At 71.1% G+C, this 16,442-nt stretch carries 16 protein-coding genes; 3 read left to right on the forward strand and 13 right to left on the reverse strand.

Going from position 1 to position 16,442, the window contains the following annotated elements:
- Positions 1-725, forward strand: a 725-nt coding sequence (locus tag FV229_RS07560) for a GNAT family N-acetyltransferase (protein ID WP_147751371.1), incomplete at its 5' end; no start/stop codon positions are given.
- A 27-nt stretch (positions 726-752) separates the two neighbouring features.
- Here FV229_RS07560 and FV229_RS07565 read toward each other — a convergent pair.
- The 5 genes from FV229_RS07565 to FV229_RS07585 all read right to left on the reverse strand — a co-directional run bounded on the left by FV229_RS07565 (position 753) and on the right by FV229_RS07585 (position 6,504).
- The gene (locus FV229_RS07565; protein ID WP_246688100.1) at positions 753-1,193 is read right to left on the reverse strand and encodes a hypothetical protein; all 441 of its coding nucleotides are present in this window, start codon (positions 1,191-1,193) and stop codon (positions 753-755) included.
- Between the two features lie 202 nt (positions 1,194-1,395).
- Positions 1,396-2,763, reverse strand: coding sequence for a PAS domain-containing protein (locus FV229_RS07570; protein WP_147751372.1), 1,368 nt, complete (start codon positions 2,761-2,763; stop codon positions 1,396-1,398).
- Between the two features lie 297 nt (positions 2,764-3,060).
- Positions 3,061-3,381, reverse strand: coding sequence for a cytochrome c (locus FV229_RS07575; protein ID WP_147751373.1), 321 nt, complete (start codon positions 3,379-3,381; stop codon positions 3,061-3,063).
- Positions 3,382-3,612: 231 nt separating this feature from the next.
- Positions 3,613-4,893 carry a PQQ-dependent sugar dehydrogenase gene (locus FV229_RS07580; protein ID WP_147751374.1) on the reverse strand — a complete coding sequence of 427 codons (1,281 nt, stop codon included), beginning with the start codon at positions 4,891-4,893 and terminating at the stop codon, positions 3,613-3,615.
- Positions 4,894-5,001: 108 nt separating this feature from the next.
- A complete protein-coding gene (locus tag FV229_RS07585) occupies positions 5,002-6,504 on the reverse strand; it encodes an NAD(P)/FAD-dependent oxidoreductase (protein ID WP_147751375.1) in 1,503 nt (500 codons plus the stop codon).
- Between the two features lie 170 nt (positions 6,505-6,674).
- Here FV229_RS07585 and FV229_RS07590 point away from each other — a divergent pair, with 170 nt between their 5' ends.
- Positions 6,675-8,465 (forward strand): hypothetical protein, encoded by a 1,791-nt coding sequence (locus FV229_RS07590; RefSeq protein ID WP_147751376.1) that lies wholly within the window; start codon positions 6,675-6,677, stop codon positions 8,463-8,465.
- Between the two features lie 66 nt (positions 8,466-8,531).
- On the opposite strand, the gene FV229_RS07595 is transcribed toward FV229_RS07590, so the two are convergent.
- From FV229_RS07595 to secG, 8 genes are all read right to left on the reverse strand, one after another.
- Complete coding sequence (locus tag FV229_RS07595; RefSeq protein WP_238272230.1) at positions 8,532-8,846, reverse strand: hypothetical protein; 315 nt, start codon at positions 8,844-8,846, stop codon at positions 8,532-8,534.
- 68 nt (positions 8,847-8,914) lie between these two features.
- Positions 8,915-10,426 (reverse strand): peptidase S10, encoded by a 1,512-nt coding sequence (locus FV229_RS07600; RefSeq protein ID WP_147751378.1) that lies wholly within the window; start codon positions 10,424-10,426, stop codon positions 8,915-8,917.
- A 242-nt stretch (positions 10,427-10,668) separates the two neighbouring features.
- Positions 10,669-11,121: a DNA polymerase III subunit chi gene (locus FV229_RS07605; protein ID WP_147751379.1), complete on the reverse strand. Its 453-nt coding sequence runs from the start codon at positions 11,119-11,121 to the stop codon at positions 10,669-10,671.
- 53 nt (positions 11,122-11,174) lie between these two features.
- Positions 11,175-12,341: a glutathionylspermidine synthase family protein gene (locus FV229_RS07610; protein WP_147751380.1), complete on the reverse strand. Its 1,167-nt coding sequence runs from the start codon at positions 12,339-12,341 to the stop codon at positions 11,175-11,177.
- Positions 12,341-12,955 (reverse strand): DUF1190 domain-containing protein, encoded by a 615-nt coding sequence (locus tag FV229_RS07615; protein WP_147751381.1) that lies wholly within the window; start codon positions 12,953-12,955, stop codon positions 12,341-12,343. The genes FV229_RS07610 and FV229_RS07615 overlap by 1 nt, the downstream gene beginning before the upstream one ends.
- 128 nt (positions 12,956-13,083) lie before the next feature.
- Positions 13,084-13,482: a DUF350 domain-containing protein gene (locus tag FV229_RS07620; protein ID WP_147751382.1), complete on the reverse strand. Its 399-nt coding sequence runs from the start codon at positions 13,480-13,482 to the stop codon at positions 13,084-13,086.
- Positions 13,483-13,498: 16 nt separating this feature from the next.
- Complete coding sequence (locus tag FV229_RS07625) at positions 13,499-15,127, reverse strand: CTP synthase (protein WP_147751383.1); 1,629 nt, start codon at positions 15,125-15,127, stop codon at positions 13,499-13,501.
- Positions 15,128-15,301: 174 nt separating this feature from the next.
- Positions 15,302-15,730 (reverse strand): preprotein translocase subunit SecG, encoded by a 429-nt coding sequence (gene secG / locus FV229_RS07630; RefSeq protein ID WP_147751384.1) that lies wholly within the window; start codon positions 15,728-15,730, stop codon positions 15,302-15,304.
- A gap of 264 nt (positions 15,731-15,994) precedes the next feature.
- Between secG and FV229_RS07635 the strand changes: the two genes are divergently transcribed.
- A complete protein-coding gene (locus FV229_RS07635) occupies positions 15,995-16,435 on the forward strand; it encodes a nuclear transport factor 2 family protein (protein ID WP_147751385.1) in 441 nt (146 codons plus the stop codon).
- The last annotated feature ends 7 nt before the right edge of the window (positions 16,436-16,442 follow it).

Below are 16,442 nucleotides of genomic sequence, written 5' to 3' on the forward strand. Positions count from 1 at the left end.
GCGCCGGCCTCGTCGCCGCGATGGACCGCGCCGGCTGGCGGCGCGCCACGGTGGCCGCGTTCGAACGCCCGGTGCTCGACCGGCGCGCGAGCCACGACGCGTTCCTGGAGGGCCACCCGCACAAGGGCCGCCTGAAGGACCTGCGCCGCCGCGCCAAGCGCCTCGGCGAGGCCGGCGCGGTGACCTTCGCGAGTGCGACCGCCGGCCTCGACCTCGACCAAGCGGTCGCGGCCTTCCTCGCGCTGGAGCGCGCGGGCTGGAAGGGCGCGGCCGGCACGGCGATGGCCTGCCGCCCGGATCACGCGGCCTTCGCGCGCGCGCTGTTCGGGCAGAAGGAGGGGCCGGCGCAGGGGCCGGTCGGCGGGCGCGCGGACATCCTGGCGCTGGACGGCAGGCCGGTGGCGATCAGCCTCGCGCTCGTCGGCGGCGGCGTCGCGACGCTTCTGAAGACCGCCTACGACGAGGACCAGCGCGCCTGCGCTCCGGGCTTGCTGCTGGAGGCCGAGATCGTGCGCGCCTGCCACCACGACGCCTTCGCCGACAGGCTCGATTCGGCGACGCTCGCGGGCTCGGCGCTCGAAGGCCTCTACCGCGAGCGCGAGACCGTGGCCGAGATCATCGCGATGCCGCCGGGGCGCGACGCGCTCTCGCTGGAGCGCCGGGTCGCCCTCGCCCGCTTCGAGCATCGAGCCCGCGACGAGGCCAGGCGGCGGCTCGGCCGCTGACGCGTTTTATGGAAAATCGCGTCGCCGTCACGCGCGCCGGCGGCGCCAGCCGTCGAAGAATGCGGGGTCCGTCAGCCCCGCGGCGAGCACGCCGAACAGCCCGAGATGCAGGCCGAGCGCCGCGAGCCCGACCCCGTGCAGCGACCACAGGGCGACGGCCCCGCCCAGCATCGACGGCGGCCCCGCCACGTAGGCGAATCTGCGCCAGCCCGCGGCCGGCCGCCCGAGCCGCCAGAGGCAGGCCGCGAGCGCGGCCAACGCCAGACCGCCCTTGATCAGGGCCATGCAGCGGATCACCCGGACGAGATCCGGATCGATCGCAACAGCAGGCGCCCGCACGACCCCGATCGTCCCGGCGACGAGCGCGACGGCGGCGGCCACGACCAGCACCGGGCGCGGCCCGAGCCCGATCGCGACGCGTGCGGGAAACACCGTCGCGTCCGGGGCGAAAGCTGTGGGAACCCGCATCGATGCCTCCGCGTGCGTCCAGGATCGGCTTTGGGCTACCCCCGGCTGGGGTCGCGTCTCAGTGTGAACGTCGGGCAGGCGGTGTGCAACGCATGCATCTCTGCCGGTCCGCTTCGAGCCGAAAAGATCATCGCGCAGGCCCAGGCGGCCCCCACGATCGGACATTCCACCCGGGCGATCCGATTGGATCGCAGCGCCACCCTCATGCGAGGATGGACGACGGAAGGCGTACCGTGAACGTCGTGCCCTGGGCGTTGGTCGCGGTCGCGAGAATGCCGTCGATCTGGCGCACGAAGGCTTCGACGAAGCGCGAGCCGAGTCCCGAGCCGGATGGCCCACCGCCGGTGACCACGAGACCGGCGCCGTTGTCGCTGACGGTCAGGGCGACCTCACCCTCACGCCGGTCGAACCCGAGGACGATCTGACCTTTCCCGTCAGGGAACGCGTACTTGACCGCATTCGTCGCGAGCTCGTTGACGATCAGTCCGATCGTCACCGCGTGATCGGGATCGATCGACAGCGGCTCCGCGGAGACGGAGATCGTGACGTGCGAGCCCTCCCCCAGAAGACTGGCGCGCAAGCTCGTGGCGATGCCGGTGAGGTAGGTGTCCATCGGGACCGGGCCGAGCGCGGCGGAGCGCGCGATGACATCGTACAGCTGGGCGACCGCACCGATCCGAGCCTGCATGGCCCGGTAGCCTTCCCGGCACGGTTCGGCCGCCCGGCGGGCCTCGTAGGATACGAAGGAGGTGATGACCGTCAGGCTGTTCTTGATCCGATGGGCCAGCTCGGTCGACAGCATCTCGCGATGCCGTTCGAGCATCCGCGCCTCGGTCACGTCCTCGAACACCACCAGCATCCGGGTGACGTGATCGCCGGGGCGGAACACCTTGCGGGCGTTCAGCTTGAAGATTCGTCTTCCGAGGCCCGGAAATTCGTCCTCGATCTCGAAGCCGTCGAAGGCCTCCTCGTCCGGGACCACGCGCGCCAACAGCGCCTGCAGCTTCCCGATCTTCCATTGCCCCTGCGACAGGTCGTGAAGCTTATGGCCGATCACGGCTTCGGCGGGCACGTCGAAGAGCTGCAGGAAGGCGCGGCTCGCGGTGGTCACCCGCATGTCGCCTTCGAGGATCAGGAGTGGATCCCGAATGGTATCGACGACGTTCTGGGCAAGTTCCCAGGTGCGTTCGCTTTCGCGTCGCGCTTCGCGCGCCTCCGTCACGTCCTCGATGGCCAGCAGAAGCCGCTCTGTGCCGTCGCCCGGGCGGTAGACCTTGCGGGCGTTGAGAAGCATGACCTTGCGACCGATCCCGGGGAAGTCGTGCTCGACCTCGTAGGCCTCGACGACCTGGTCATCGGGGATGATCGTGCCGAGCAGGTCTCGGAGAGCCGGAATGTCCCACTGGTCGTTGCCGAGCTCGAACAACCGCTGCCCGATGGTGTCCTCGACCGTCACGCCGAAGGTGCGGCAGAACGCGCGATTGGCCGACCGGACGCGCAGATCCCCGTCGAGCACCAGAAGACCGGTCGGGATGGTTTCGACGATGTCGTTGGCGCTGATGGCGTTCATGCCAGCCCATCCATCCGGATCTCCGCCGTCTTCCTGCATGGCGGTCGTCCTCGAATCGTTATGGCTCTTCAAGCAGTAGACCGCGACCGACCGACATCATAGATCCTTCGGCAGACAGCCCCGACGCCAGCCGACATTCCCGATGCCAAGCGCGCGAACGTCGGCCTTTTGCATCCTACAGGTCGATCGCTACGCCACGATCGGGTCGAGACCAGCCGGTCGAGCAGGCTCGCGTTTCAATCCGAGGCTCGACGCCGAGGACAAATTCGCCCCCCCGGCCGGCGGCGTTCGTCCCGCTCAGCCCGGCGGGATCACCTCGATCTGCAAGCCGCCGTAATAGGCCGCGAGGTTGGCGATGTCGGCATCCGACAGGTCTTTGGCCACGACCGACATCACCGGGTTCTGCCGGGTGCCGTCGCGATACTCGGTGAGCGCCTTCACGAGGTAGACCTCGACCTGGCCGGCGAGGTTCGGTGCCTCGGGCAGCTTCGAGAGCCCGTCCATCCCGTGGCAGGTCTGGCAGGCGGTGGCGCGTTTCCGGCCCGCCGCCGCGTCGCCCGCCTGGGCGAGGGCGGGCGCGAGGGCGAGGATCAGGGCGAAGGCGGCGAGGCGGATCATGCGGGGACCGGGCGGGTGCGAGCCTGTGGACGTTCGAGAATGCGCATCGCCCGCACGCCGCCGAGCCCGGGATCGGCACCCCGGCCGCACGCGCCAGGCGAGCCCGGCGCGTGCGTGTGCAGGTGACTGTGCAAGTGGTTTTGCAAGTGGTTTTGAAAGTGATCCTGGAAGTGATCGTGCAAGTGGCCGTTCAGGTGTCGGTGCGTGTGGCTGTACCGATGGAAGTGCGTTCTATTTCGCGTCGTTTTCGTACGAAATCCGGTAGATCGCGCCGGCCGCGTCGTCGGAGACCAGGAGCGAGCCGTCGAGCAGCACCGCGACGTCCACGGGGCGGCCGAGATACTCGCCGTCGCCGGTCAGCCAGCCTTCCGCGAAGGGCTTCGGCTGGCCGACCTTGCCGTCGACGACGGGCGCGAACATGACGCGCGCGCCGACCGGCTCGGTGCGGTTCCACGAGCCGTGCTCGGCGATGAAGATGCCGCCGCGATAGGCCTGCGGGAACTGGCGGCCGTTGTAGAAGGTCAGCCCGAGGTCGGCCGCGTGCGGCGCCAGCTCGGCCACCGGGGCGACGACGCCCGCCGGCGGGGTCTGGTCCTTGTACTCGACGGTGCGGACGGCGCCGCCGCCGAACCACGGGAAGCCGAAGTTCTCACCGGCCTTGGTGGCATGGTTGAGCTCGCCCGGCGGCTTGTCGTCGCCCATGCCGTCGACCTGGTTGTCGGTGAACCACAACGACTTGTCGGCGGCGAAGTCGATGCCGACGGAGTTGCGGATGCCGGTGGCGTAGACCTCGCGGTTCTTGCCGTCGGCGTCCATGCGCACGATCCCGCCGATGCCGTGGGTGCGGTAGAGGTCCATCTTCTCGGGCGCCGGCACGTTGTAGGGCTGGCCGAGCGCGATGTAGGTCTTGCCGTCCGGGCCGACGCGGCAGACGCGGGCGGTGTGGTTGTAGCTCTCCTCCGAGGCCGGGATCAGCTCGCCCTGCTTGACCACGATTCCGGCGGCGACGTCCGGGTTCTCGTAGAAGAACTCGGCCGCGGGGAAGGACAGCACCCGGTTCTGCTCGACAACCGTGAGCACGCCGTCCTTCGAGAAGCAGACGCCGTTGGGGATCTTGAAGTCGATGCCCGGCGCGAAGGCGCGGACCTCGTCGGCGACGCGGTCCTTGTCGCGGTCGGTGACGGTGTAGACCTTGGTCTTGCGGGTGCCGACGAACAGCACGCCGGCATTGGGGCCGACGGCGATCGCGCGGGCGTCCGGCACGATCGCGTAGAGGTCGATCTTGAAGCCCTCGGGCAGCTTGATCTTGGCGAGCGTCTTGCGGATCGCGTCGGCCTTGCGGCCGATCTGCGGGATTTCGGGGGCGGGCGCCGTGTTGGTGCTCTGCATGCCCTGGAGCTTGACCAGGTCGTCCACCTTGGCCTTGGTCTCGGCGGGCGGCGCGCCCTGGGCGAGGGCGGACGTGACGAGGGCGGCGCTGGACAGAAGCGCGGCGAGGAACACCGGACGCATGGGGCTGATCTCCCGAGACCGCCCTTGAGACCGGGCGTTGGCGGGGAGTGTATGCCGCGGGCGGGCGCCGGCAAGGCCGCGTCGTGACGCGGCCCGGCCTCTGTCGCCTCAGGCGACCTTGCGCGGCACCAGCCGCTCGCTGGCGAGGGCGTGCTCCGCGCTGGAGACGCCGGCCTCGGTGTACTCGGCGTCCTCGTTGACCCGCCAGACGTCGTGGCGGCGTTTGCCCGCGACGATGTTCTCGACGGTGAGCATCGCCGTCATCATCGCATGGTCCTGATTGTTGTACTTGTGCATGCCGTTACGCCCCACAAGATGCAACGTAGGGTAGTCCCTCTCCAGCTCGATCCGCACCAGCGCGACGTTCTCGGCATAGGTCTCGTCGTAGACCGGATAGGCCTTGGGCTGGCGCACGACGCAGGCGTCGATCACGTCGGCCGGGTCGATCAGGCCGATCTGCCCGATCTCGCGCTTGGCCAGCGCCACGAGGTCGGCGTCGCTCGCGGTCCAGAGGCCGTCGCCCTCGAAGCAGAAATATTCGAGTCCGAGGCAGGTATGGGCCTCGTCGGGCACCATCTCCGGCGACCACGAGCGGAAGTTCTGCACCCGGCCGACCTGGACGGACGGGTCGTGGATGTAGATCCAGTTGTCCGGGAAGTCCTCCTGCGACTTGGCGATCAGCGCCACCGTGACGAAGTCGCGGTACTGCAGCGCCCGCGCCTGGAATGTGCTGATCGGGCGCGGCGTGATCGCGTCCACGAGCTCGCGCACGGGCGCCGACGAGATCACGTGGCGCGCGGTGAAGGTCTCGCGCGTGCCGTCGCCGCGCAGGGCCGAGACGCGCCACAGGCCGGCGGCGGCGTCGAACGAGAGGCCGTCGACGCCGCGGTCGAGCAGCACCTTTCCGCCCTGCGCGGCGATCTTGTCGGCGGCCGCCTCCCACATCATGCCGGGGCCGCGGCGGGGATAGCGGAACGACTCGATCAGCGTCTTGATCACCGGCTCGCCGGCCTTGCGCTTGGCCTTGATCCCGAGCGATCGCTTCAGCGCGTCGCGGATGGCGGCGCCGAGGTCGAGGCCCTTGATGCGCTGCGCGGCCCAGTCGGCCGAGATCGCGTCGCAGGACATGCCCCAGACCTTCTCGGTGTAGGTCTTGAAGAAGATCGAGAACAGCTTCTCGCCGAACTGGTTGCGGACCCAGCCGTGGAAGTGCTTGGGCTCGTGGGTCGGCTTGGCGCGGGCGTAGAGGTAGGACAGCACGCAGGCGGTGCTGGTGAGGATCCCAAGGTTGCGCAGGGCCTCGAACGCCTTCAACGGGTAGGCGTAGTACTTGCCCTGGTAATAGATCCGCGACAGGCGCGGACGCTCGATGAAGTCGTTGGGCAGGATCTCGTCCCAGAGGTCGACCACGGCCTTCGACTTCGAGAAGAAGCGGTGCCCGCCGATGTCGAACAGGTAGCCGTTGTGGCTCACCGTGCGCGAGATGCCGCCGACCTGATCCGGGTCGCGCTCCAGCACGGTGACGTCGCGGCCCTGCTTCGACAGCAGGTAGGCCGCCGTCAGCCCGGCGGGTCCGCCGCCGATCACCAGCGTCTCGGTGTGGTGACTCATCCGCTGCCCCGGCCTGCCTTCGCGTCGTCGGACCTTGCGCCCGGCGTGGTTAAGGAAACCTGCCAAGCCGGCGGCCTTGACCGCCCGTTAAGCGCGTTCGCGGCAAGGTCGCGCCAGCACGACGAGACCCGTCGCGGCCGGACCCTCCGGCGGACAACCGGAGAGGCGCGATGGCGGCCACAGCTTCGTTTCCGGCCGCGCCGCCGGCGGGCCTCCATGCGCGCAAGCTCCTGTGGCTGCTGGTCCTATTCTGCGTCGTCACGCTGTATCCGCCGGGCGACGTGATCGAGACGATCCGGCACCTGCGCGTGCCCGACACCGACGACGCCATGCGCCTGGTCGAGGCCCGCGACCTCGCCGCCGGCCAGGGCTGGTACGACAACGTGCAGTACCGCTTCCTGCCGCCGGACGGCGTGCCGAGCCACTGGTCGCGCCTGCTCGACGCGCCGCTGGCCGGCCTGCTGCTCGCACTGACGCCGTGGGTCGGCTCCGGTCTGGCGGAGGGGCTCGTCGCGGCGTTCTGGCCGCCGCTGCTGCTCGCGGTCTACGCGACCGCGCTTTTTTCCGGCGTCCGGACGAGCTTCGGCCCGCGGGCGGCTATGCTGGCGGTGCTTGCCGCGACGCAGACCTTCGGCGTCACCGTGCAATTCGCCGCCGGCCGCGTCGACCACCACGACGTGCAGATGATCGCGATCCTCGGGATGGCGACGGCCCTGATCCGCGGCGGCGCGCGGGCCGGGGTGGCGGCCGGGGCGCTCGCGGCCTTCTCCTTGGCGATCGGCCTCGAAGGCCTGCCCTCCGTCGCGCTCGGAGCGCTGTTCGTGGTCGGCGACTGGGTCTTTCGCGGCCGGCCGGGCCTGCCCTGCTTCCTCGGCTTAGGCCTCGGGCTCGGGCTCGCGGCGCCGCTCCTGTTCGGGGCCCAGACCGCGCCGCATCTCTGGACCGCCACCGCCTGCGACGCGCTCTCGCCGCCCTGGCTCTGGCTCGCGGGCGGCGGGGGTGCGACCGCGCTCGCCTGCGCCGGGCTCGACCGGCGGCTCGGCTCGATCGGGGCGCGCATCGCCGTCGTCGCGGCGATCGGCGCGGTCCTCGTCGGCGGCTTCGCTCTGCTGTTTCCGATCTGCCTCGGCGGCCCGTTCCCGGGGATGACGCCGCTGGTCCGAGACCGCTGGCTGCTCATGGTCAACGAGATGACCTCGGTGCCGAAGTTCGTCGCCCGCCGGCAGTGGGAGATGCTGGTCTACTATCCCGTCCTGGCGCTGGCGGCTTTTGCCGCCTCCTGGGCGGCGTTCCGCGGGGCGCCCGAACATCGGCGCGCCTACGGCGTCGCCGCCGTCCTCCTCTGGCCGGGCCTCGTCATCGGCTGGTTCCAGTTCCGCGGGATCTACGTCGCCTCCGGGCTGATCCCGTTGGTGGCCGGGCCGGTGCTCGACCGCGCCCTCGCGCTGGCGGGCGACCGCGCCGCCGCGCCGCGCCGGCGGGCCGGCCTCGCCGCCCTCGGCATCGCGATGATCAGCACCGCCTGGATGGCCCCGGCGGCCCTCGCCGGCCTGTTCGAAGAAAGCGGGGCCGCCGCGGCGAGCGCCGAGGCCTTCGCCTGCCAGGCCGACGCCGCGGTGAAGCCGCTCGCCGCGCTTCCCGCCGGAACGGTGCTCGCGCCGGTCGTCATGGGGCCGTCGATCCTGATGCGGACGCCGCATGCGGTGGTCGCGGCGCCGTATCACCGGGCGATCCCAGGGCTCACCGCCGCGATCGAAGGTCTCGGCGGCAGCGAGGCCGACCTGCGCCGGCACGTGGCGGCGCACGGCGTCCGCTACGTCGTCGTCTGCCGTGCGCGGCCGAGCCCAGGCTTAGACGGACCCGCCTTCGCCACGCGCCTCGCCCGCGGCGAAGTCCAGGCCGACTGGCTCGAACCGCTGCCCCTCGGCGGCGACGTGCTGAAGGTTTGGCGGTTGCGGTAGCGCGGATCGCGCCGCCTCGCTCACGATGTCGTAAAGGTCGCGACGCGAAGACGCGCCTCCGGCTGCCTACTTCACAAAGCGGTCGAGCTTGTTGTTGACGAAGAAGTAAAGCTCCTTCGCCCCGGGCTCGGTGTAGAGCACTTGCACCTCACGACCCGCGCGGCCTTCACCCACCAGCACGTCCACCGGCGGGCGGCCCTTCAGGCGCACGAGGTCGCACTCGCCGATCCCGAGTTCGATCGCGGCGGCGCTCGTCGGGACCGGCCCGGTGCAGGACCCGTCCGGCGCGAGCACCGGACCGGTGAAGGTCGGCGCCGCGGCCACGCGCGGCGGGATCGGCACGATCTCGGAAGGGGCCGGCGGCGGCGTCCGCTCGGTCACGGTGCAGGCGCCGAGGAGGGCTGCCGCGAACAGGGTGCCGCTGGCGAGCGTTCGCAGGTCGGGCAACGTCACGGCGCCTCCTTGCGCTCCAAGTTGGGTGCGGTGCCCTCGCGGGCCTTCAGCGCGGCGGCGTAGAGGGCCGAGACGTCGCGCTTGAACGCCGCCCGCGTATCGGGGCGGGAATAGAACATGTGCCCGCCAGGGTACACCGCGAGCGACAGCCGCGGCTCAGGCCCATAGGACGGGATTTGGTCGATCAGCAGTTTGGAGGCGAAGTACGGCGTCACCAGGTCGGTGAAGCCGTGCGCCACCAGCACCCGGACGTTGCCGTCGAGCGCCAGCACCCCGCGAAGCGCTCCGACCGCCTCGGGCGCGGAGCGGCCGCCGCCCCAACTCCAGCTGCGGTTCACGGCGGTGTTCAGGAGCTCGTAGCGCAGGTTCGTCACCCGCCAGTTCAGCTTCTTCGCGTAGAGGTCGATCATCGCGCTGGTGAGCGGCGCCTGCAAAGCGGTGAGCAGCGGGTCGTCGAAGCCGGAATGCGCCGCGGTCGGGTCCGGGTCCCAGCCGCTGACGCCGGTGTCGTAGGCGCTGGCGACGCGGCCCGTGGCGCGGTCGACTTCGCGCTGGACGCTGTTCGACGACAGCCGCCCGCCCTGTGCCTTGACGAATGCCGGATCGAGCCCTGTCAGCGCGGCGACGCGCTCGGTGAGGCGCGCCACCGCCGGCGCGTCGTTCGGCCCCTTCAACAGGTCGGCCAGGTAGGCGCCGGTGGCGTAGCGCTCGGTGTCGGCGAGCGTGTCGCGGGTCGGCACGGTGCCGGCCCGCTCGAGGGCGCCGGCCGCATACGAGGGCAGCCGCAGGATGTTGCCCCACGGGTTGGACCGCGGCGGCGACAGGGTGCCGAAATCGAGGACCGGCGAGAGCAGCACGAGGCCCGACAGGCCGACGCCGACATCCTCCTGGAGCTTGGCGGCGATCAGCGGCCCGCGGAAGCCGCCGTAGCTCTCGCCGACGTAGAACTTTGGGTCGCCCATGCGGGTGTTGACGCGCAGGTAGCGGGCGATCGCCGCCGACAGCACCGAGGCATCCGAGTCGACGCTCCAATACGCCTTGCCGTCGCCGTCGGCGGCGCGGCTGTAGCCGGTGCCGACCGGATCGATGAAGACGAGGTCGGTGAAGTCGAGCCAGGTGCCGTCGTTCGGCACCAGCGCCACCGAGCGTGACGGGCTGATGCTCGACCCGTCGGCCGGCAGGCGCCACGGGCCGATCGCGCCGACGTTCAGGTAGGCCGACGCCGCGCCGGGGCCGCCGTTGATCGCGAAGGTGATCGGCCGCGCCGTCCCGGCCGCCGCGGGGCGAGTGTAGGCGACGAAGGCGATCTCGGCCTGCAGCTTGCCGGACTCGTCGACCAGCGGCAGGCTGCCGGCGGTGGCGGTGAAGTCGAGCTTCTGGCCGTTGGGGAGCGTGACGCTCTGCTCGGTGGTGGAATCGGGCGGAAGCTTGCGGCCCTCGGCCGGCCGCGATTCGGAGGGGCCGCGCTGCGGCGCCTGGGCGATGGCCGGAAGCGGGGCGAAAGCCATCAGGAGCGCAAACCCGAACGCGCATGCCCTCCCTCCCCTGCGGGAGAGGGTTTGCCTCGCGTCGGCGAGGCTCGGGAGAGGGGTGCGCGTTATCCGGCACTGTCGCTCCCCCCTCCCGGCCCGCTGAGCGGACGACCTTCTCCCGCAGAGGGGGGAGGGAAGCGCGCGGAGCGCGGCCTCGATCGCATTGTCAAACAAGCGCATGGCGAATCCTGAAATCCGGTCGGGTGCGCGAGGGAACGTCACGCCTTCTTCAGCCAGCGGCCGTCGTCGTCCTGCTGCCAGTAGGCGACCGCGTGGCCGGCGGCCTTGGCCGCCTTCCACTGCTCGCGGGCGCGCAGGAGCGCATCCTGGTCGGTGCCGTCGAACAGCACGCAGATGCGCTGGTAGTCGCCGGCATCCGGCGGCAGGTCGGCGCCCTCGACGAGGAAGCGGATCGCGGCGGCGTTGGGGTTGGTCTCGCGCAGCGTCAGCACCACCGGCTGGCTCGCCGCATCCGGCTCGCGATCGGTGCCGTGGGGCAGGAAGCTGTCGTCGCGGAAGGTCCAGAGGTGGTCGTCGAGCGCCTGCAGCCGCTCCTCGGTCGCCGCCTGGATCGCCGCCTGCCAGCCGCGCTCGCGCGACTTCTCGACGAGGTTCGGCAGCACCGCTTCGAGCGGCTGGTTCTGGAGGTGGTAGAAGAGGATGTCCGTCACGTCCGCTCAGATAGGCCGTCGCGCGCGCCTTGCACAGCGCGTCATCGGCGCACTCACCCCGGCAGGATCACGTGCGGGACGAACAGGGCCGCGTTCGTTGTGATCGGCCCATCCGACTCGCGCAGGCACAGCCCGACGCAGTCGTCGCCGACGATCCAGGCGCCGACGAGGGCGTGGCGCCCGTCGAAGCACGGCAGCTCGGCGAGCGCCTGGCGGACGTGACCGCCTGCGCCGTAGGGGCCGTGGTCCTGGGCCAGCACGGCGCCGTCGCACACCATCAGCACGTTGGCACCCTCGCGCGAGAACAGCGGCTTCTTGACGAAAGAGGTACCGAGCCGCGCCTTCTGGGGGTCATCCTCGAAATAGGCCGGCAGCAGGTTCGGATGGCCCGGCTCGCGGGCGAACAGGTGCGGCAGCAGCCCCTTGTTCGACAGCACCGCCTTCCACGGCGGTTCGAGGAAGCGCGTCGGCGTCGCGGACAAAGCCGCGCCGAACGCATCCGCGAACGCCCATTCCCACGGATAAAGCTTGAACAGGGTCGTGATCGGCGTCAGCGCCCGGTCGACGAAGCGGCCGTCGGCGGCGAGCCCGATGTCACCGAGGTCGAGGAAGCGGGTCGCGAGGCCGGCCTGGCGCGCGCAATCCTCGATGTAGGCGACGGTGCCGCGGTCCTCGGGCGCGTCGGCGTAAGCCGTCAGCGCCAGCGACGCGCCGCCGACCGCGCGGAAGCGGGCGATCAGGCGCTCGTGCACGGCGTTGAACTGGTCCGACCCGGCCGGCAGCCGGCCGAGCCGCAGCAGGTCCTCGAGCCACAGCCACTGGAACACCGCCGCCTCGTAGAGCGCCGTCGGCGTGTCGGCGTTGTATTCCAAGAGCTTGGCCGGGCCGGTGCCGTCGCCGCCATAGGCGAGGTCGAGCCGGCCGTAGAGCGTGGGGTCGCCGCGGCGCCAGCTGTCACGCACCACGTCCCAGGCGGCTTCCGGAATCGCGAGCGAGGCGAGGATGCGCGCGTCCTCGACCGCGTCGGCGACGAAGTCGAGGCACAGGGCGTGGAGCTCGGTGCCCGGCCCCTCGATGTCGCGCTCGACCTCTTCGAGGGTGAAGGCGTAGGCGTGGCTCTCGTCCCAATAAGGTGCCCCGTCGAGGGTGTGGAAGGTGAAGCCGTTGGTCTGCGCGCTGGCGCGCCAGTCCGGCCGCTCGCCCAACGCGATGCGGCGCATCAGCCGCCGCCCCCGTGGCCCGCCGTCCCGTGCGCGGCGAAGCTGCGGCCCGTGGCGCCGAACCCGCCGAAGGCGGCCGGACGCACCGCGGGCGACGAGACCCGCGCGCTCGACGACGCGCCACCGCTGCCGGTGACGACGCGCCCGCCCCAGCTCGTGCAGTAGCCGCCTCCACCCGCGCCGGACGACGCGATGCCGGCTTGATCGGGGCGATGATCATACAGCGGCTGCGGCGCGAGGGCCTGCTCGGCCAGTCGGCCGACCGCGTAGCCGGCGAGGATCGGCACGAAGCTCCCGGCGGCGCTCGCCGCGACGGCGGTACCGTCCACGCAGTGCCCGGCGCCATGATGCCCCTCGCAATCGACGCGTGAGGGATAGCGCGGCGCGCCTTCCGGGTAGGCGGCCAGGGCCGTGGCGTAGGCGCTCCGGCAATCGTTCTCCGTGCGGAGCCCGCCGCGGATGCAGGCGTCGGGATCGCGGTAGACCAGCACGTCCTCCTCGCGCTGCGAGGGGTCGCAGCGGCCGAGCGCGAAGGCCGTGGCCCCTGCGCCGGCGACGAGGACGAGCGCGACGGTGGTCGAGCGCTTCGAGGACCGTTCGATCGGCGAGGACATGATCGTTCGGACCGTCTCGGACGGCCCGGCTCCTGGACGGCAGAATGCCGCAAGGCCGAGACGTAAGAACTCCGGCCGCGCTTGAGAAGGTCGCAGGCCGACGATCGGACGGCCGCGACCGGCCGCGTTCAGTAGGTCATGGACGCGGCGTCGATCACACCGCCAGCGAGCGAGGCGGCGGCCAGCAGGATCGCGGCGGCGCTTTCCCCATCTGCGATCCGCCGCGACAGGTCCGGCAGGACGAGCCGGACCAGGAAGTAGATCAGGATCTGCACGACCAGCGCCACGAGGCCCCAGATCACGCAGTCGAGGACAGACTGCGCGTTGTAGATCGCCACGGCGAGCGGCAGTGCGTAGCCGACCAGGCTGCCGCCCAGCGCGATCGCGGCGGCGACGTTGTTCGCCCGGATCAGCGCGATCTCGCGGTGCGCGGTCGCCGTCAAGTAGACGCCGAGGTAGAGCGCCACCAGCCCGCAGGCGACGGCGCCGTAGCCGAGGAAGGCGGGCAGCCCGGAGATCGACGTCATCGCGGGCACCGCCGCCTCACACCAGGCGGCTCTGCTCGATCGCGGCGCCGACGAACCCCTCGAACAGCGGATGCGGCGCGAACGGGCGCGACTTCAGCTCGGGATGGAACTGGACGCCGATGAACCACGGGTGGCCGACATGCTCCACCGTCTCCGGCAGCAGCCCGTCCGGCGACAGGCCGGAGAAGCGTAGGCCCTTGGCCTCGAGCCGCTCACGGTAGGCCATGTTGACCTCGTAGCGGTGCCGGTGGCGCTCGGAGATGTCGGTGCTGCCGTAGATCGCGGCGATCTTGGTGTCGGGGTGGAGCGTCGCGCCGTAGGCGCCGAGCCGCATGGTGCCGCCGAGGTCTCCGGCGGCCGCCCGCTGTTCCAGCTCGTTGCCGCGCAGCCACTCGGTGAGGAGGCCGACGACAGGCTCGGGCGTGTCGCCGAACTCGGTGGAGTTGGCGTCGGGCACGCCGGCGAGCGACCGGGCCGCCTCGATCACCGCCATCTGCATCCCGAAGCAGATCCCGAAATACGGGATCTTGCGCTCGCGCGCGAAGCGGGCCGCGCGGATCTTGCCCTCGGCGCCGCGCTGGCCGAACCCGCCCGGCACCAGGATGCCGTTGATCCCCTCCAAGAATGGGGCCGGGTCCTCGCGCTCGAACACCTCCGCCTCGATCCATTCGAGGTTCACCCGGCAGCGATGGCTGATGCCGCCGTGGGTCAGCGCCTCGGTGAGCGACTTATAGGCGTCCTTCAGCCCCGTGTACTTGCCGACGATGGCGATGGTGACCTCGCCCTCGGGGTTCCGCACCCGCTCCGAGATCGTGCGCCAGCGCGTCAGGTCCGGCTCGCCGTCGTGGGCGAGCCCGAAATGCGCCAGCACCTCGCGGTCGAGGCCGGCCTCGCGGTAGGACAGCGGCACGTCGTAGATCGAGGCGACGTCGCGCGCCTCGATCACCGCGGTCTCGCGCACGTTGCAGAACAGCCCGAGCTTGCGCCGCTCGTCGGCCGGGATCGGCCGATCGCAGCGGCATAGCAGGATGTCGGGCTGGATGCCGATCGAGCGCAGCTCCTTCACCGAATGCTGCGTCGGCTTGGTCTTCAGCTCGCCCGCGGACGGGATGTAGGGCAGCAACGTGAGGTGCACGAAGGCGGTCGAGCCGCGCGGCAGGTCGTTGCCGAGCTGGCGGATCGCCTCGAAGAACGGCAGGCCCTCGATGTCGCCGACCGTGCCGCCGATCTCGACGAGCACGAAGTCGAAGGCGTCGTTGCCGTCGCGGACGAAGTCCTTGATCGCGTTGGTGACGTGCGGGATCACCTGGATCGTCGCGCCGAGGTAGTCGCCGCGGCGCTCCTTGGCGATGATGTCCTGGTAGATCCGGCCCGTGGTGATGTTGTCGGCCCGGGTCGCCGGTACGCCGGTGAAGCGCTCGTAATGCCCGAGGTCGAGGTCGGTCTCGGCGCCGTCGTCGGTGACGAAGACCTCGCCGTGCTGGGTCGGGCTCATCGTGCCCGGATCGACGTTGAGATAGGGGTCGAGCTTGCGCAGGCGCACCGTGTAGCCGCGCGCCTGGAGCAGCGCTGCGAGCGCCGCAGAGGCCAAACCCTTGCCGAGCGAGGAGACCACGCCGCCGGTGATGAAAACGTACCGCGTCATGGGCCTCGGTCCATAGAGAAGGCTGGGCGATTCGCCAAACGGCATGACACCCGCATCGCGCGATCCCCACGGAAATCGCGCAACGCTGGATTGGGCAGGCCTAGGGCGGGAGCGTTAAGTTTCTTTTGTCCGATCGAACGGCGCGGCTGCGCCGTCCAGGGTGCGACGCGGCGTTCAACGCGACTGCGGCGCGTCCGGAACGGCAGGCTGAGCCGGAGCGGGAGCCGGCGCGGCGGGCGCCGTCGGTGTGCCCGCGGCCGGAGCGTTGTTCTGGCGGCGCAGAGTGTCGAGCAGGTTGTCGGCACCCGCGGGCTGGCCGGTCGGCTGCGCGGTGCCGCCGGCGCCGTCGAGGATCGACTTCGGCGCGGCGGAGCGGTGCGACATCACCGCCAGAGTCAGGCTGGTGACGAAGAAGAGGGCGGCCAGGATCGCGGTCGCCCGCGTCAGCGCGTTGGCCTGGCCGCGCCCGGTCATGAAGCCGGAGACGCCGCCGCCGCTGCTGCCCGCACCGAGGCCGAGGCCGCCCTCGGAGCGCTGCAGCAGCACGACGCCGATCAGCGACAACACGATGATGAGGTGGACGACGATCAGGACGGTCTGCATCGGGTTTCCGGAATCGTTTTCAGTGCGTGCGCCGGTCCCGCGAGCCGCCCGCTGGGGTGGGGACCGGACGCGGCGGCCGGCGCTGCGTCGCACCGGCTGCCCATCTGGCGGGGGCATACACCACAAGCGGGCGGGCGCCAAACATGACGATCGCCGAAGCGATGTCAGCCGTCCGCCTCGCCGCACGTGGGCTCCGCATGCTCAAAGACGGCGTCGGAACCTGTCGCGGCCAACGCGCCCCGACCGGATCGGAAGGAAGACGCCATGCCCATCGCACGCCGCCCCCTGCTCGCTCTCGCTCTCGCCGCAGCCCTCCTCGCCTCCAACCCTGCAGTATCCGCTGGAGCCGCGACCGAGGTGGAGGCGGCGGTCGACGCCCTGACCGCCGCCCTGCTCGCGCCGGACGCCGCCGCCCTGGACGCGCTGGTGCTCGACGGCCTGAGCTACGGCCATTCCGGCGGCGCGGTGCAGGACAAGGCCGCCTTCGCCGACGCGCTGACGAGCCGGCGCTCCGCCTTCCCGAGCATCGTCCTGTCGGACCGCTCGGTCTCGGTCGTCGGGGAGGACGCCATCGCCCGGCACGTCTTCAGCGGCGAGACGACCTTCGGCGGCAAGACCGTGCCGGTGCGCATCGGCGTGATGCAGGTCTGGCACCGCGACGGCGGCCGCTGGCGGCTGCTCGCCCGGCAGGCCTACAAGATCTGAGCGGGGC

This window comes from Methylobacterium sp. WL120, from assembly GCF_008039465.1.
In the GTDB taxonomy this organism is placed as follows: domain Bacteria; phylum Pseudomonadota; class Alphaproteobacteria; order Rhizobiales; family Beijerinckiaceae; genus Methylobacterium; species Methylobacterium cerastii.

Coding starts and splice junctions, on each gene's coding strand:
- FV229_RS07565 (WP_246688100.1), bottom strand. CDS start 1,193: ATGCGGGTTCCCACAGCTTTCGCCCCGGACGCGACGGTGTTTCCCGCA.
- FV229_RS07570 (WP_147751372.1), bottom strand. CDS start 2,763: ATGAACGCCATCAGCGCCAACGACATCGTCGAAACCATCCCGACCGGT.
- FV229_RS07575 (WP_147751373.1), bottom strand. CDS start 3,381: ATGATCCGCCTCGCCGCCTTCGCCCTGATCCTCGCCCTCGCGCCCGCC.
- FV229_RS07580 (WP_147751374.1), bottom strand. CDS start 4,893: ATGCGTCCGGTGTTCCTCGCCGCGCTTCTGTCCAGCGCCGCCCTCGTC.
- FV229_RS07585 (WP_147751375.1), bottom strand. CDS start 6,504: ATGAGTCACCACACCGAGACGCTGGTGATCGGCGGCGGACCCGCCGGG.
- FV229_RS07590 (WP_147751376.1), top strand. CDS start 6,675: ATGGCGGCCACAGCTTCGTTTCCGGCCGCGCCGCCGGCGGGCCTCCAT.
- FV229_RS07600 (WP_147751378.1), bottom strand. CDS start 10,426: ATGGCTTTCGCCCCGCTTCCGGCCATCGCCCAGGCGCCGCAGCGCGGC.
- FV229_RS07610 (WP_147751380.1), bottom strand. CDS start 12,341: ATGCGCCGCATCGCGTTGGGCGAGCGGCCGGACTGGCGCGCCAGCGCG.
- FV229_RS07615 (WP_147751381.1), bottom strand. CDS start 12,955: ATGTCCTCGCCGATCGAACGGTCCTCGAAGCGCTCGACCACCGTCGCG.
- FV229_RS07620 (WP_147751382.1), bottom strand. CDS start 13,482: ATGACGTCGATCTCCGGGCTGCCCGCCTTCCTCGGCTACGGCGCCGTC.
- FV229_RS07625 (WP_147751383.1), bottom strand. CDS start 15,127: ATGACGCGGTACGTTTTCATCACCGGCGGCGTGGTCTCCTCGCTCGGC.
- secG (WP_147751384.1), bottom strand. CDS start 15,730: ATGCAGACCGTCCTGATCGTCGTCCACCTCATCATCGTGTTGTCGCTG.
- FV229_RS07635 (WP_147751385.1), top strand. CDS start 15,995: ATGCCCATCGCACGCCGCCCCCTGCTCGCTCTCGCTCTCGCCGCAGCC.